The following is a 14,835-nucleotide window of genomic DNA, read 5'->3' as shown; positions in this document are numbered from 1 at the left end:
TGTGAAATCGCACATTTTGTGATTGGATTAGAATAAAAGGGGGGATCGACTTGAAGGGGAAAATGAAGTTCATTATCACAATGCTCTTGTTTGGGAGTATCGGTATTTTTGTAAAAAAACTCGACATGTCTTCAAGCGAAATTGCGTTTTTACGGGGGGTAATCGGAAGTGTATTCCTGCTTTTTGTCAGTTTACTAGTTAAACATAGGCCATCTCGTCAAGCGTTAAAAGAGAATGCCATTCTGCTTCTCCTCTCCGGGGCGGCGATCGGACTTAATTGGATTTTTCTCTTTGAGTCCTACCGCTATACGACCATTTCCAATGCCACAATTAGTTACTACTTTGCACCAATCTTTGTGATGATGTTAGCACCATGGGTTCTGAAGGAAAAGCTGACGACTGCGAAGGTTATTTGTATCATTATGGCGATGGCTGGACTTTTATTAATTGTGAATCCAGGAGCCGGCAGTTCAAGCGGTGCAGCGGACAATAAATTAGGAATTTTCTATGGACTTCTTGCTGCAGCCTTCTATGCAAGTGTCGTGTTAATGAACAAATTTATCAAAAATTTATCGGGGTTTGAAATCACCCTGGTGCAATTAATGGCAGCTGCATTGGTCCTGTTTCCCTATGTAGGATGGCAAGGGCAGCTAAATTTTACTGGTCTTGACTCGACTTCTATTATCTTTATTTTAATACTTGGAATTGTACATACGGGTTTCGCCTACTTTCTATATTTTACTTCGATTCAAAATCTGCCCGGGCAAACCATTGCGGTTCTTAGTTATATTGATCCGATTTCAGCCGTCATCATCGCAGCGATTTTCTTAAGCGAGAGCATGACATTTATTCAAATGATTGGTGGCGTCCTTGTCCTCGGCGCAACTTTTTTAAGTGAAAAACGAGAATTGAAAATCGTGAAGAAAGGCCAAGCGCCCACTCCTTCCCCATAAGAATCAAGGAAAAAGGCAGACTATGATCGATCTGCCTTTTTCCAATCAAGATTTCAAAATAGAAAAGAACGGAAGGACAAGCATGGCAAGCAGTACAACGATGAAGACTATTTTCAAACTATTTCCCTGCCTTTTTTGGTTTTTTGCCATAATCCACTATTTCAACTTCCGTGTTGACGTAAATGTCTGCCTTAAGATAAGTTTTAGGCCAATTGAATTTTTTAAATTCCTGAATGGTTCCAAAATATTTCCGGGCATGAAAGGACAATGGGTATGGTGCACCATTTAATTCTGCCTGAGTTTTTTTCAATACCTTCTCATGTTCAGTTTTCATATGGTGTGCTATTGCTTTTTTTAAGATTTCGCGATTCTTTTTCTTAGTAAAATCGACCATGGACGGGTTTGACATCACTTCAAACTTCAATGGGAGAGTGAAAAATATTTTGGGGCTGGGACCCTTAAGGTTCATTTTTACCTTATTGTTTTCTGTTTTCATGATTCTGACTGCAAATGATTTTTGCTTTCCTGGAAAGGGATTAGGTATATCCAGCAAAAAATCACTAATGTTTGTTGTATCATCAAGAACATTGACGATACTTGTTTCTTGACCAGTCAATTTTCCAATCATCACACCATTCTTGAATACGGCTGACCCGATAAATTGGGTATCATCCAATTCTCCAGTTGCATTTACCTGCCCAGCATAATACTCATCTTCTCCTTTAAACTTTGGATGCTTTTCCGGCACGGCTGTTGTGTTCATGGCTAAAAACAGATCTGCTCCTCTTTCCGTTGTCTTAAAAAAACGAAAAAGAGTAGAATCAGGGATGAGTCCATTTTCAATTCCATGATCAATCATGTATTGAAAATACTTATGCGGCCTTGTTTCCATTTTGGGATGATTTTTCAGAAAATACTCACTTGCCCTTTCTTTCGATACAGCCAAATAGGCATTCGAACGAATTTCTTTATCAAAGGGAGCACTGTTGATGACATGATAAAATGCCGGATCTTTTGCAAATTCCTCAGAAACAACAATAATTCTTAAAAGATCATAACTAATAATTCGAGAGATAATCGCATTAGCTGTCACTTTCGCTGCAATAAAATCATTGGCATCAAATGAGATAATCTCCCTCGGCTTTTCTGTTGAACCGCCGCCTCCTTGCAAACTCCCTACTTCGGGATTTGCAAGTAACATCGTGACTTTGATTTTCCCTTTATGTTTGGAATGATCCAGTCCGATCCCAATTACATAGGATCTATCTTCGAGTTCTTCCCGATCCCAACAACCTGTTAAAGAAAAAACAAGGACGAAAATCAACAACATTTTACCTACTGTTTTTGTTAATTGCATGTTTAAATTCTCCTTTTACCACTGCGGCAAGCCATAAAATGAGCGAAATGGCACCAAACGAAGGGCCGATTATGGTTTGAACCATTTGCCTCCAGTTAAAAATGACCTCTGGGGGGGATTCCGGTAAAATCCCAATCAATAAATAAATGGTTGCAAGTGATGGAATCAAGAATTCAAAGTCTTTAATTTTAAAAAGATGACCAAACACCAGAGCATTAATGTACAAAAAGGCAGTGAAGCGAATAAACGCTGATATAATCCAAATAATGAAAAAGATGATTTCAATATTCGGAATATAACTTCCAAGTGAAATGTAACGAATAGCCGTATGAAACGGATATCCTATACCACCTAAAGATTGGTCAAACATGCAAATGAATAAAAGTGTAGCCGCACTGACTTGGATACTGACGGAAATATAGGCAATCCAAGTGCCCTTTCGAAAATCTTTATTTGACGTTATATACGGAATGAACATAGTAAGCAGAAAAAATTCTGCACAAAGGTTTAAGCTTTGTGCACTTTTCGTTATTATTTCAAGTTTTCCAGTTCCCCAAATAGGCAGCATTGCTTGAATATTACTATCTTGAGTGCTTAATCCTAACGCAACAAAGAAAGAGATTATTACATAAAAAATTAGCAGATAGGCAACAGAACCGACATGCTGAATCCCCTTTTTGGCACCATAAGCACAAACGGCCATAAAAATGGCATAAAGGACCGGCGTGGGCGTAGTACTAAAATAAAACGCCCTAATGATATCTGTATAGCTTCTCGATTCGAACGACATACCTAACGATGAAATGACAAAAATAAAAAGACAAATAAAAAAGCCAATATACTTTCCCAGTAATTTTTGAATCACAAAAACAAGATTTTTCCCTTGAAATAACGACATTGTCTTTAGTAATAAAAAAAGTGGAATAAAAAAGATTCCTGCCGATAGGACAGGGAGCATCCAGGCTGCATTTTGCACCTTATTAAACAAAAGGGTGGGAGCATTTTCTGTTGCTTTCAAACTAACCATTAAAATCGCGATGGACACATATTCTCGAATACCAAGTTTTCCAGGCTGCTGATTCATCAGATCGTTATCCCTTTCTTTGTTTGACCATATCTTTTGGTTTTAGATAACCGGGGCGAAATCTTACTTTCATGGGAACATGACGAATAATTAGATCCTTTCCTGAGAAGAAATGCGGTGTCATTGGTGCAAAATAAGGTGTGCCAAATGATTTTAATGAAACTAAATAATATAGGCCGATAATAGCTACAGCGGTGACACCATAAATTCCAAGAAATCCTGCTGCAAAAATAAACAAAAAGCGAGATATACGAATCGCGAAATTCATGCTAGTATCACTGATAATAAAAGAACTTAAGCCGCTTAATGCAATGACAATGATGACGATTGGGCTAATAATATTCGCTTGAACAGCAGCCTGTCCCAATATTAAGGCACCTACAATTCCGATTGTTGGACCAATCGGGGATGGCACACGGAGTCCGGCTTCCCGAATCAGTTCAAAGGCAATTTCCATCATCAAGATTTCAATGACAGATGGAAAGGGGACACGTTCTCTTGACCCCGCGATAGCCATTAACAAATCTGGGGGGATCATTCCCACATGGTAATTTGTAATTGCAATATAAACGGACGATGCAAAAAGCGAGATAAATAAAGCAAGGAATCGCAATATCCTGATGAAATTTCCATACGGTGTCCGCAGGTAATGGTCCTCCGGTGAATGGAACATCGCCCAAAAGGTAGCAGGCAAGACAAGACAATTTGGAGAATTCGACATTAATAAAATGATGTGGCCTTCTTCAATAAAAGAGGCTGCCCTGTCAGGACGTTCAGTATTTAATAAAGTAGGAAATAGGGATCTTGGCCGCTCCTCTAGATACTGTTCCAAGATATTTAATTCAAGAATACTATCTGCATCAATCTTTTCTAGCCGATCCTTTATCGATTGAAGTAATTCTTCATTTACCAGATCCTTTTCATAAACAAGGACTACCTCGTTTCTAGATCGTTTTGTAATAACATGTACCTCGACAATCAGGTTTTCATTGTGAATTTTTTTTCGTATCAATGCTACATTATCGATTAACTTTTCGTTAAAAGCCTCTTTTGCCCCTTTAACAATGACTTCATTATCGGACTTTTCAATGCCGCGTCCTTGAATTTTTGTTGTTTCAAATGTATAGCATTGATCATCACCATCGACAAATAGCGCGGTGACGCCACAAGTGATGGATTCCGTAATCTTCCCAATATTTGTAGATGTATTTTCGATAGGGAAGGAGACAATATCTCGAATTTCCCTTCTTTGCCTCGCGTTTTCAATCAACGGTTCCAAAATGCTTCTTTGAATCTGCTCTTCATCTGCCATTGTACAGATATAAATGATAAAGGCACGGCGATTTTGGGAACGGATAGTAAACTCACGTATTCTAACATCCATATTTTTTGGCATGGAAAAAATTGATTTAAAAGTCTCTAAATTTTGTTCATAATGTCGACTAATATCTTGACTTTTTACTTCAATGTTATTGGCATTGGATTGTTCGTTAAAATGTGGTTCTGTATTGAATGCCTTATTAAGTGATTTAAACATTTTCTTAATCATCCTGAACCACCCCTAATTTTTATATAGTTTTCCAGTATTAGGGGTATTTATGTATATTAAAAGGGGGCAAAAACGTATTCGTACCCTTTTTTATGCTAAAATTGTTGTATTGTCTTTTACTCAATAATGGAAAACCGTTTTTATTAATAGGAAGGAAGTTTCATCATGAATCAAGCGGGTGTGAATAGACTAGGAACGGAAAGTGTCGGTAAATTGCTGGTCAGTCTTGCTCTGCCAGCAATTACAGCCCAGTTTGTAAATATGCTTTACAATGTGGTTGACCGTATTTACATTGGACATATTCCAGAGATTGGTGCCACAGCCTTAACAGGTGTTGGCGTTACGTTTCCGATAATTATGATTATTGCCGCGTTTAGTTCATTAATTGGAATGGGCGGCGCACCAAGAGCGGCGATTAAACTTGGTCAAGGAAAACACGACGAAGCAGAACAAATATTAGGCAACTGTTTTGTGTCCTTAGTGGGTATTTCAGTTGTCTTGACCATCGTTTTTTTATTTACTGGTGAAAAGCTTCTTTTACTGTTTGGGGCCGGACCGGAAACACTGCCGTATGCCCTTGGCTTCTTTAAGTATTATGTGTGTGGTACGATCTTTGTCCAAATCGCCTTAGGACTAAACACTTTCATATCGACACAAGGCTTTGCAAAAATTAGTATGATGACCGTCATCATCGGGGCAGTCATTAGTATTATCCTCGATCCGATTTTTATTTTTGGTCTTGATATGGGTGTGGAAGGGGCGGCAATTGCCAATGTTATCGCCCAAGCGGTATCGGCGCTTTGGACGTTATACTTTTTATTTGGAAAAAAAACAAAGCTGAAAATACAAAAAAAATATATGAAGCTTAAAAAATCAGTAATTACTCCAGTCCTGCTGCTCGGAGTTTCTCCGTTTATAATGCAAAGTACCGAAAGTCTCTTAAATATTGCCTTTAATTCTTCGCTTAAAAATTACGGTGGAGATATGGCGGTAGGCGCCATGACCATCCTGTCCAGTTTAATGCAAATGATGATTCTGCCGATTATGGGATTAACTCAGGGTTCACAACCGATTATCAGCTATAATTATGGGGCTAAAAATAATGAACGGATGAAACGAACGTTTAAATTACTGATTATTTCTTCCATGAGCTTTTCGTTTACTTTCTGGCTGATCATGACCATTTTTCCACATTTCTTTGTTTCACTTTTCAGCAATGACCCAAAATTGATTGAGACAACAGTATGGGCGCTGAAAATTTATATGGCTGTCGCATTTGTTATGGGGGCACAGCTAGCCTGCCAACAAACATTTATTGCCGTCGGGCAGGCTAAGACATCACTTATCCTTGCCCTATTGCGGAAAATCATTCTATTGATTCCGTTGATCTATATCCTTCCAAACTTCTTTTCTAATAAAGAATTTGCAGTATTTCTTGCTGAACCAGTATCCGACTTTCTTGCCGTTGCTGTGACAGTTACGGTATTTGCGATTCAATTTAAGAAAATATTAGCTGAAAATACTTCGAAGATGGACATTCGAAAAGTTCAAAAAAGTTTAACCCCTGATATGTAAAGAAAGGTGCGAAAATGGATTCGCACCTTTCTATTTGCATTTTAATATAAATATTAATTGTTTCAACATCAATCCTTAACAGCCACTTCACCTTCTCTTAATATATTCAAAGTAAAATGGCATTTTATAAACCATTACAGATGAAAGTTGGGAAAAGGATGTTTTTAAAACAATTGGCTGAAAACAAATCTGTAACCATTAATTATGTGAAAAATGGAATATTACAAACCACCACAGGCCGTGTTTATTGCCTTAATTTGCGTGAACAAATCCTTTCATTAAAAGATGAACAGAAAAATTCTTTAACCATTCGTTTGTCAGGGATTAGAAAAGTTTACTAACTTCATTTTAATCAATTTTCCCTATGAAGTCCCTGCGGTTGCGAACAAAAATTCGTGTGAAAAGCTGTCTTGAAACAAGATACGCAAAAGCGCCAATAGGAATAGCGAACAAATCAAGCCAAAGGCCATCTGGATATTGCTCCGGATTTTTGAGGAACGACATTGACTGTACTCCGCCAAAAATTAGAGATGGGATGAAAAAGAACAGCCATGGATTGGCAAGCCACTTCGATTTAAATTGTTGATTAATTGCTTCATATAAGACCTCTGCTGCTCCCGCAATGAAAACAACTAAAAAGAAGCCCATCATAACACTTTCAAGCGGCAGGGCATTATCGAATTCCGGATGATAAAATTCCATTGCTGAAAATGAAATGAGGCATAATGCTGCTGTTACAAAAAACACATTCCAAATAAAGCGTACTGGTTTATAGAATGGAAAGGCAGCCTTTTTCATTTCCCAGTTCAATTTTCTTTCATTTCCAAATGACTTCATTGCTTGGAGAACTGCCTCCTCCTCTGTATACCCCTTAATCATCAGTTCCTTGGCATGTTCTTTCAGATGAGAAAAAATTTCCTCTCTAACTTCCTCTTTTTCATCCTCATTCATCGGTAAATCCGAGACGATTTCTTTTACATAGTGTTCAAGATGTTTCAAGTCAATCCCTCCAACGTTTTGTCGATTAACTGATTTATTTGTTTCCAGTTCCTTACTTTGTCGGCTAAATTCTTACGGCCTGTTTCAGTAATAGAATAATATTTTCTTCTGCTTCCATCTAGCCCTTGACTCCAATAGGATGTAACACAGTCTTTATTTTCTAGCCTTTTTAATGCAGGATACAGCGTACCTTCGTTCATGTGGTAAGCATCTTCACTTAACACCCTTAACTTCTTCGTCATTTCATAGCCGTAACTATCCGCGTCTGCTAATAAAGAAAGCAGCAGGATCTCAATACTGCCTTTCAGCAGCTCTCTATCCATATGATAACCTCCAAATATTTCTAGTATCATTGTATAACGATGTACATCGCAAAGCAATGTTCGGAGTGAAAAATTTGCTCTTTCCAAGTATTTACCATTCAAAAAGCCATCGGTAAAAATGAATTCCCCCTCATAATAGATTATAATTATATGAAACAATTAGGCTGGAATAACCGTCTTAGCTTATGAAATCATTTTAAATAGGAAAGGACTATGAAGATTTGAAACGAAAACGGATAGGAAGTTCCATTTATTTATTTTTGCTCGCATTGATTGCTATCCTATTCTTTACTATTTTTCTTAAAGATACAGAACCAAAAATCACTCATTCTGACTCATATCCAACTGAACTCCATCCAATTGTTCAAGAACGGAGCAATGAATTGATCCAACAAGCAGCGAAAAAAGGAATTGTGATAGTGATTACGGATGGTTTCCGAAGTGCAGAGGATCAAGACCGGCTTTATGAAAAGGGAAGGACATCCGAGGGAACGATTGTTACCTATGCCAAAGGCGGACAGTCTTATCATAATTTTGGACTTGCGATTGATTTTGCATTAAAAACGCCTTCTGGGAATGTGGTTTGGGATATGCAATATGATGGAAATCAAAATGGAAAAGCAGATTGGACCGAGGTCGTAAATATGGCAAAAACTTTAGGATTTGAATGGGGAGGTGACTGGGCTAAATTTAAAGATTACCCCCATTTAGAGATGAATTTTGGCCTAAGCATTGCGGATTTACAGAATGGAGATCGACCTGCAGATCCATCGATGACAGCAGATAACAAGTAAGGCGGACAGTGACTAGCGCTGTCCGCCTTACAAATTATGACTAAGAATTATTTAATCCATTCACCATTCTTATTGACTTTGTAGCCATTGATGGTTGTGTTTGTTGCCATACTGCCATCGCTATATAGATAGTACCACTTCTTACCGACTTGTATCCAGCCAGTTTTCATTTCACCGGATGATCCAAGATAGTACCATTTTACTCCGTCTTTTACCCAGCCGGTTTTCATTTCGCCTGATGTGCCAAGATAGTACCATTTTGCTCCGTCTTTCACCCAGCCGGTTTTCATTTCACCGGATGATCCAAGATAGTACCACTTCGCTCCGTCCTTCACCCAGCCGGTTTTCATTTCGCCTGATGTCCCAAGATAGTACCACTTTGCTCCGTCCTTCACCCAGCCGGTTTGCATTTCACCGGATGATCCAAGAAGGTACCACTTTGCTCCATCCTTCACCCAGCCGGTTTTCATTTCACCGGATGACGCAAGGTAGTACCATTTCTTACCGTCCTTCACCCAGCCGGTTTTCATTTCACCCGACGACACATCAAGGAAGTACCACTGAGTTCCAACTTTTACCCAGCCAGTTTGCATTTCACCTTTTTCATCGTAGAAGAACCATTTACCGGAATTGAAATGCCAGCCAACATGAAGATCATTTAACTGTGGCATGCCGGCGATATAACCAATACCACCCTTTTTCAGGATGCCGATGCCCTCTTTCATAGCCTTCTCTAATTCATCCTTATCCACAGCCGTTCCTTTGAAATTTTGAAGTTCATCCCCAGGATGCTGGTAGTTGCTCAAAATATAAGAGAATCCGTTAAAGTTATCAAGGACCCGTAAGCCTGTTGCTTCTGCTCCGACTGGCACTGACAGCACACGGGACAATTCTTTTGTATCAATGTTATAGGCCCAAACAAAGTTATTCGTATGTTCAACGCCATCTTCACCGATGAATAAGGTTCTCATTTTTTCCGAGTAGCTTAAGTTATCCGGTTTAGACACTTTATTAGGATTTGCTTTATTGCCGTATTCATCTGGTACAGCTAAGTCCTCACCGACAACAATTGCTTTCATGGCAGAGGCAACATAGTTACTATCAATGGTATTGCCATCCTTATCTTTTTGCCCCCCTGTTAGATTCAATTCATATGTTCCACCTGCAAGAATCTGTGGTAAGCGGATATCATCAGCAGGGTCAGCCTTCTTTGTATCTTCCAGCATCCCTTTTCCGATTTCAGACATGGCCATGTAGGCTTTCTTATCTTTCGCGTTTACTGCTAAACCTTCCATTTTTCGGAATTCAGCCGTTGCGCCTTTTAAGGCTGCGTATCGACGGGATTCTAAGAATGCCGCTGCCTTTTCCATTCCCGGTTTTACTTTTAGATATTCTACTTTTGCTCCGCTGGAATCGGTTTTAACGGCCGTAAAGCCTTCTGTTGGTTCGTTCGCTGTTTCAAAAATATCACTGAATTTTGTACCCTTGTCAATAATCGCTCTGATTTCATCGTCGGTAGCATGGCCAAGCTTGATCCACTCAAGATTTCCAGCTCCGCCATTTTCTGTACTCGTTTGTCCAAATTTAGCCGCATACAGGGTTCCAGCAGATAAGTCTTTTTCTTTGTCTGCAACATACATGAATGTGACGGTGTAGTTTCCATCATCTCCGAAGAAGGCTGTCCGATTATCAGGCATTACCTCCATCATTTCATGAGAAAAACGGCCAGTACTATAATGTTTTACCACACTGGTATCACCATTTGGCTGTACTGTCACTTCAGGGATCCATCCATAATTATATGGATTTGCTTTCGTTTCATCACCAAAATAAAGCTTGGCAAAACCTTTCACATTTGTTGAATCTTTATCAGTCCCTATTTCAGCTTCAAATTGGCGGGCATTTGGCTCGTATTCTTCCGAACCTAAATGGGTTCCCCAAGGAGAGGTAGAACCATTACATGGAATCCAAAGTCCATTTACAAGGGAAAAGTCAACCTTTTTTGCCTGTTTAACAGATAGTTCACCATTCTTTTTGTTTTGATTTAATTCTGTTAATGTCATGGATGCTGGAACGACACCATAAGCGGAATTTCCAGCGTTATCAAGAGTATCATATTCAAAATGTGATACCATGAACAGATTCCCGCCCACGTTCATTAAACTATTTGAATCAGGAGCATCTGAGACATAGTAGGACTCTTGACCAGGAATACTTTTATCTATAATCGGATCTCCATTGACATCAATTGGAGTTCCTGCAGGGATTTTCGCCCCTTTATTCGTCACTATTTTTTCATCAGAAAGGTATAACTGTTTATAAGTAAGCGGGAAGTTCTTCGTTGCTCCGTTGCTATATGTAACATCCACGGATGCACCTGTATAGGTTTGCACCATTTCTTCGATGGTTGCCGGAGCTTTCATTGAGTTAAATTTGAAAGAATTGATCGTGATATCCTTCCCAGCCGCTGCCGCAGGTGTTACTGCAGGAATCATTAAACTAAGGGCTAATACAGCCGTCAATCTCTTTTTCATCTATTAATTGCCTCCCTTTTTTTCATTACCACTCTATTAAAACGCAAATATATTAAGCTACGGTTAATAGAATGTTGAGCAGATATGAAGAATTGTAAATTTTAAAACTACTTTCTTGAGGCCTCATTTCTGAAATATCCTTTGGGCAAACAGTGACTGTAATAGTTCACCATGATATACTTTAGGGTAGCTTGTTTTTCAGAAGGGAGTTCTTTTAGTGGAATTGCAGCAAACTAAAGCTCGTACGAAATCGACATATACATTCTTACTTGTTATAGGGATTATCCTTGTCGCCTTTAATCTTCGCCCAGGCATTACATCCATCGGGCCGTTGGTAGGAAATATACAGAAAGATATGGGACTTGCACATTGGAGTGCAGGTTTATTAATGAGTTTGCCCTTAATCGTTTTTGCAATCATGTCACCCATTGTTCCAAAAATCGCAAATCGTCTAAAAAATGAAGGCACTTTACTGGTTGGTTTAATTACACTTTTAATCGGTTTATGTATTCGCTCCATCCCCATGACGTTTTTTCTATTCACCGGAACTTTTTTGGTTGGAGCGGGTATTGCCATAGGAAATGTTCTTTTGCCAGCCGTCGCAAAGGATAAATTCCCGCAAAAGTTCGGTCTTATTACAAGTATTTATTCCACCTCAATGGGATTGATTGCCTCATTAGCCTCGGGACTTAGTGTTCCATTAGCAAATGGTTTAAACCTTGGCTGGCAGGGGGCTTTAATCGTTTGGGGATTACCGGTAGTAGCTGCAATCTTGGTTTGGATCTTTCTTCTCAAATTTAATAAAGGAGATGGCAGAGCAATAAATAGAGTTAGTGTTAACTCCGGTAACATCTGGCGTTCGCCACTTGCCTGGCAAATCGCCATCTTTATGGGATTTCAGTCCTTTTTATTTTATGTAACCATTTCTTGGTTACCTGAAATCCTGCATAGTCATGGAATGAGTATAGGTACGGCAGGTTGGATGCTTTCATTCTCCCAATTAGTGGGACTGCCGGCAGCTTTCTTTATTCCTGTTATAGCCGGACGTTCCCGCTCACAAACATGGATTGCCTTCATGCTGACGTTGTGCTCACTCCTTGGATTTGTTGGATTACTGTTATTCTCAGCCTATTCCATTATCATCATCAGTATTATATTCATCGGTGTTGGATTGGGCGGGACCTTTCCATTAGCACTAAGCTATATTGGGCTCCGAGCAAGAAATGCCCGCCAGGCTGCTGAATTATCTGGAATGGCACAATCAACTGGGTACATCCTGGCAGCTGTTGGGCCATTGTTTATTGGCTATTTGTATGACCAGACCCATATGTGGACAATTCCACTTGTCACCCTCATCGCCGTCTCTGTTCTCGTCATCCTATTTGGGATGCTTTCGGGGAGAAATCGTTATGTATAAAGGCGCACAGCGCTGACCGTAAAGGGTTCCTTTTTCGGGTGCATTCTTAATAAATGGCATAAGAAAAGACGTATGAATTGGCATACGTCTTTTCTTTATTTACCAAGATTTCTACGAAATTCTATTCACATTAACACAGCAATTGACATCATGATTATGATGATTTTTTAATCCATGATTCGAAAAAGAATCCTTGGAATATCACTGTTTTCCATCCTGCCGCTAAACAAATGTCTGTTAAGACCATACGCATAGACGGGAACATCCTCTCCCGTATGACCTTTTGTGGTCCACCCAGTACTGGAATAGTGATTAATAATGTTGATAAGTGCTTGCCGGGTATCTTCGACTTCCATTTCTAAAGTTGCTTGAATGGTTTTCAAGTCCTCTTCATGAAGGTCGAAGGGCATATGATGCTGTAAGGTGGTCAGATCTTTTGTTTCGTGCAATCGTCTGGCAATCACCAGCGGGGTAGAGGTAATCGATTTAATGACACTTGGATTCCATTTGTAATTCCCGTTCCGATCGATGCTCATTCCTCCAGTTGAATGGTCTGCCGTCGCAATGACAATCGTATCCTCCCGGTCGGAGGCGAACTGAATCGCCGCTTTAAATGCTGCTTCAAAGTCTTTAACCTCGCTCATTGCCCCAACAATATCATTGTCATGTCCCGCCCAATCGATTTGGCTTCCTTCAACTAAAAGAAAAAAGCCATTAGGATTTTGTTTTAAACGTTGAAGGGCGGCCTTTGTCATTTGGGAAAGAGAGGGTACAGTCGCATCACGGTCAATTTGTTTAGGGAGCTCCACCGGGGCGAATAACCCTAATAGTTGCTCCGTTTTATTCGTGACAAGCTCTTGTAAGTCGGTCACATACCCAAAATGGTTTTTCGCAAATTCTTCTACCAAATTTCGATCATTCCGAACGAAATAAGATGTTCCTCCCCCTAACATCACATCTATTTTCTGCTTGCTGTCTATCCGTTCATCGAGATAATCGTCCGCAATTTGGTCATATTGTTCTCGAGATTCAACATGTGAAGCAAACGCCGCCAATGTTGCATGGTTGACCTGACTTGTACCTACAAGACCCGTAGATTTCCCGCGGAATTTGGCATATTCTAAAACAGTTGGAACAGCTTGTTTATCGATATTTAAACCAAGAGCCCCATTATAGGTTTTATGCCCCGTCGCTAATGCCGTACCGGCTGCGGCGGAATCTGTAATATTACTTTCTGTATCTAATGAGTAGGTTGATTGGGTGCCGACAAAGTATTGGTCAAATATGGTGGGATTCATGAACCCTTTTTGGGAATCATGATTGAAGTAGCGAAGACCAGTGGTATACGAAAATCCCATCCCATCACCGATCAGTAAGATAACATTTTTTACTTTCTTCGTTCCAGTGTATTTCATAATCGGATGGAATAAATTCAGTTTACTATCACGTTGAAGGACAGTTGAATTTAACAAAGTGTACCAACACCCTTTCTTTTTAACATAGAAACACTTATTCACACTCCTTTTATAACATACATTCGGAAAAATTTAGCAGATAAGACAATAATTTTACAAATATTATAAAAATTCTTAATATATATCCTGACTTAGCATCGTTTGCTTAATATGGTAACATCTATAAAGTAACTTTTTGAATGGAGAGATTGTGATGAACATTTTATGGGATTTCGATGGCACCCTATTTGACACCTATCCGGCACTTGTTGAAGGGTTCATAAACTTGAGTCAAAAAGACCTTGACCGAAGCGACGTGTTGAAATGGCTAAAAATTGATTCCAAAACCGCCTTTAAACACTATGGTATTAGTGAGGAGAAAAGAATAGAATACCAAAATTTACATAATCAGTATTCGAAGCAGTATAGCAGACCCTTTGAACACCTAGAGGATGCTTTAGCCTCTGCCGATAACAATATAATTGTGACTCATCGGGACAAGGAATCCACCATCTATCTCCTGGAAAAATTCCTTTTAGCCCCTTACTTTAATGAAATTGTTTCGGTTGAAGAACAAGGGTTTACAAGAAAACCTCATCGTTCTTCCTATGAATTTGTCCTAAAAAACCATCATATTGATTTAGTTGTGGGTGACCGAGAATTAGATTTAATTCCAGCAAGACAATTGAAAATCAAAACAGTTGCTTTCCAAAATCCAAGCATTGAAGCAGATTTTCACATCGACAGCTATGATGATTTTATTACGATGGTGATTAATAAGCTTTAAAGAAGGAAA

At 39.2% G+C, this 14,835-nt stretch carries 13 protein-coding genes; 6 read left to right on the top strand and 7 right to left on the bottom strand.

The features are described from left to right. Window positions 1-50: 50 nt before the first annotated feature. Window positions 51-953 (top strand): DMT family transporter, encoded by a 903-nt coding sequence (locus FAY30_RS04810; protein ID WP_149868811.1) that lies wholly within the window; start codon window positions 51-53, stop codon window positions 951-953. Window positions 954-1,071: 118 nt separating this feature from the next. On the opposite strand, the gene FAY30_RS04805 is transcribed toward FAY30_RS04810, so the two are convergent. The 3 genes from FAY30_RS04805 to FAY30_RS04795 are packed head-to-tail and all read right to left on the bottom strand — an operon-like array spanning window position 1,072 to window position 4,943. Next, window positions 1,072-2,310, bottom strand: a complete 1,239-nt coding sequence (locus tag FAY30_RS04805) for a Ger(x)C family spore germination protein (RefSeq protein ID WP_149868810.1) — start codon at window positions 2,308-2,310, stop codon at window positions 1,072-1,074. Further along, window positions 2,285-3,394: a GerAB/ArcD/ProY family transporter gene (locus FAY30_RS04800; RefSeq protein WP_149868809.1), complete on the bottom strand. Its 1,110-nt coding sequence runs from the start codon at window positions 3,392-3,394 to the stop codon at window positions 2,285-2,287. Before FAY30_RS04800 ends, FAY30_RS04805 begins: the two co-directional genes overlap by 26 nt. A gap of 7 nt (window positions 3,395-3,401) precedes the next feature. After that, window positions 3,402-4,943: a spore germination protein gene (locus tag FAY30_RS04795; RefSeq protein ID WP_223820896.1), complete on the bottom strand. Its 1,542-nt coding sequence runs from the start codon at window positions 4,941-4,943 to the stop codon at window positions 3,402-3,404. 165 nt (window positions 4,944-5,108) lie between these two features. On the opposite strand from FAY30_RS04795, the gene FAY30_RS04790 reads away from it, so the two are divergent. Further along, window positions 5,109-6,518 (top strand): MATE family efflux transporter, encoded by a 1,410-nt coding sequence (locus tag FAY30_RS04790; RefSeq protein WP_149868808.1) that lies wholly within the window; start codon window positions 5,109-5,111, stop codon window positions 6,516-6,518. A gap of 158 nt (window positions 6,519-6,676) precedes the next feature. After that, complete coding sequence (locus FAY30_RS04785; protein WP_149872599.1) at window positions 6,677-6,859, top strand: YolD-like family protein; 183 nt, start codon at window positions 6,677-6,679, stop codon at window positions 6,857-6,859. 7 nt (window positions 6,860-6,866) lie between these two features. Here FAY30_RS04785 and FAY30_RS04780 read toward each other — a convergent pair whose 3' ends face one another. Further along, on the bottom strand, window positions 6,867-7,517 hold the full coding sequence (locus FAY30_RS04780; RefSeq protein ID WP_149868807.1) for a permease prefix domain 1-containing protein: 651 nt from the start codon (window positions 7,515-7,517) through the stop codon (window positions 6,867-6,869). Next, complete coding sequence (locus tag FAY30_RS04775; RefSeq protein WP_149868806.1) at window positions 7,514-7,840, bottom strand: PadR family transcriptional regulator; 327 nt, start codon at window positions 7,838-7,840, stop codon at window positions 7,514-7,516. The genes FAY30_RS04780 and FAY30_RS04775 overlap by 4 nt, the downstream gene beginning before the upstream one ends. Window positions 7,841-8,061: 221 nt before the next feature. Here FAY30_RS04775 and FAY30_RS04770 point away from each other — a divergent pair, with 221 nt between their 5' ends. Next, a complete protein-coding gene (locus FAY30_RS04770) occupies window positions 8,062-8,634 on the top strand; it encodes a M15 family metallopeptidase (RefSeq protein WP_149868805.1) in 573 nt (190 codons plus the stop codon). A 47-nt stretch (window positions 8,635-8,681) separates the two neighbouring features. On the opposite strand, the gene FAY30_RS04765 is transcribed toward FAY30_RS04770, so the two are convergent. Next, complete coding sequence (locus FAY30_RS04765) at window positions 8,682-11,168, bottom strand: alkaline phosphatase PhoX (RefSeq protein ID WP_149868804.1); 2,487 nt, start codon at window positions 11,166-11,168, stop codon at window positions 8,682-8,684. Window positions 11,169-11,385: 217 nt separating this feature from the next. Between FAY30_RS04765 and FAY30_RS04760 the strand changes: the two genes are divergently transcribed. Further along, the gene (locus FAY30_RS04760; protein ID WP_149868803.1) at window positions 11,386-12,585 is read left to right on the top strand and encodes a CynX/NimT family MFS transporter; all 1,200 of its coding nucleotides are present in this window, start codon (window positions 11,386-11,388) and stop codon (window positions 12,583-12,585) included. 167 nt (window positions 12,586-12,752) lie between these two features. Here FAY30_RS04760 and FAY30_RS04755 read toward each other — a convergent pair whose 3' ends face one another. Further along, window positions 12,753-14,057, bottom strand: coding sequence for an alkaline phosphatase (locus FAY30_RS04755; RefSeq protein WP_190284820.1), 1,305 nt, complete (start codon window positions 14,055-14,057; stop codon window positions 12,753-12,755). Between the two features lie 196 nt (window positions 14,058-14,253). Between FAY30_RS04755 and FAY30_RS04750 the strand changes: the two genes are divergently transcribed. After that, window positions 14,254-14,826: an HAD hydrolase-like protein gene (locus FAY30_RS04750; protein WP_149868802.1), complete on the top strand. Its 573-nt coding sequence runs from the start codon at window positions 14,254-14,256 to the stop codon at window positions 14,824-14,826. Window positions 14,827-14,835: the final 9 nt, after the last annotated feature.

The organism is Bacillus sp. S3, assembly GCF_005154805.1.
In the GTDB taxonomy this organism is placed as follows: domain Bacteria; phylum Bacillota; class Bacilli; order Bacillales; family Cytobacillaceae; genus Neobacillus.
Note: the sequence above shows the minus strand (reverse complement) of the source record. Positions and strands in the feature narration are given on the sequence as shown.

What these genes read in the sequence shown, in the direction of transcription:
- FAY30_RS04805 (WP_149868810.1), bottom strand. Translation starts at nt 2,310, where the DNA reads ATGCAATTAACAAAAACAGTAGGTAAAATGTTGTTGATTTTCGTCCTT.
- FAY30_RS04800 (WP_149868809.1), bottom strand. Translation starts at nt 3,394, where the DNA reads ATGAATCAGCAGCCTGGAAAACTTGGTATTCGAGAATATGTGTCCATC.
- FAY30_RS04795 (WP_223820896.1), bottom strand. Translation starts at nt 4,943, where the DNA reads ATGATTAAGAAAATGTTTAAATCACTTAATAAGGCATTCAATACAGAA.
- FAY30_RS04790 (WP_149868808.1), top strand. Translation starts at nt 5,109, where the DNA reads ATGAATCAAGCGGGTGTGAATAGACTAGGAACGGAAAGTGTCGGTAAA.
- FAY30_RS04785 (WP_149872599.1), top strand. Translation starts at nt 6,677, where the DNA reads ATGTTTTTAAAACAATTGGCTGAAAACAAATCTGTAACCATTAATTAT.
- FAY30_RS04775 (WP_149868806.1), bottom strand. Translation starts at nt 7,840, where the DNA reads ATGGATAGAGAGCTGCTGAAAGGCAGTATTGAGATCCTGCTGCTTTCT.
- FAY30_RS04765 (WP_149868804.1), bottom strand. Translation starts at nt 11,168, where the DNA reads ATGAAAAAGAGATTGACGGCTGTATTAGCCCTTAGTTTAATGATTCCT.
- FAY30_RS04750 (WP_149868802.1), top strand. Translation starts at nt 14,254, where the DNA reads ATGAACATTTTATGGGATTTCGATGGCACCCTATTTGACACCTATCCG.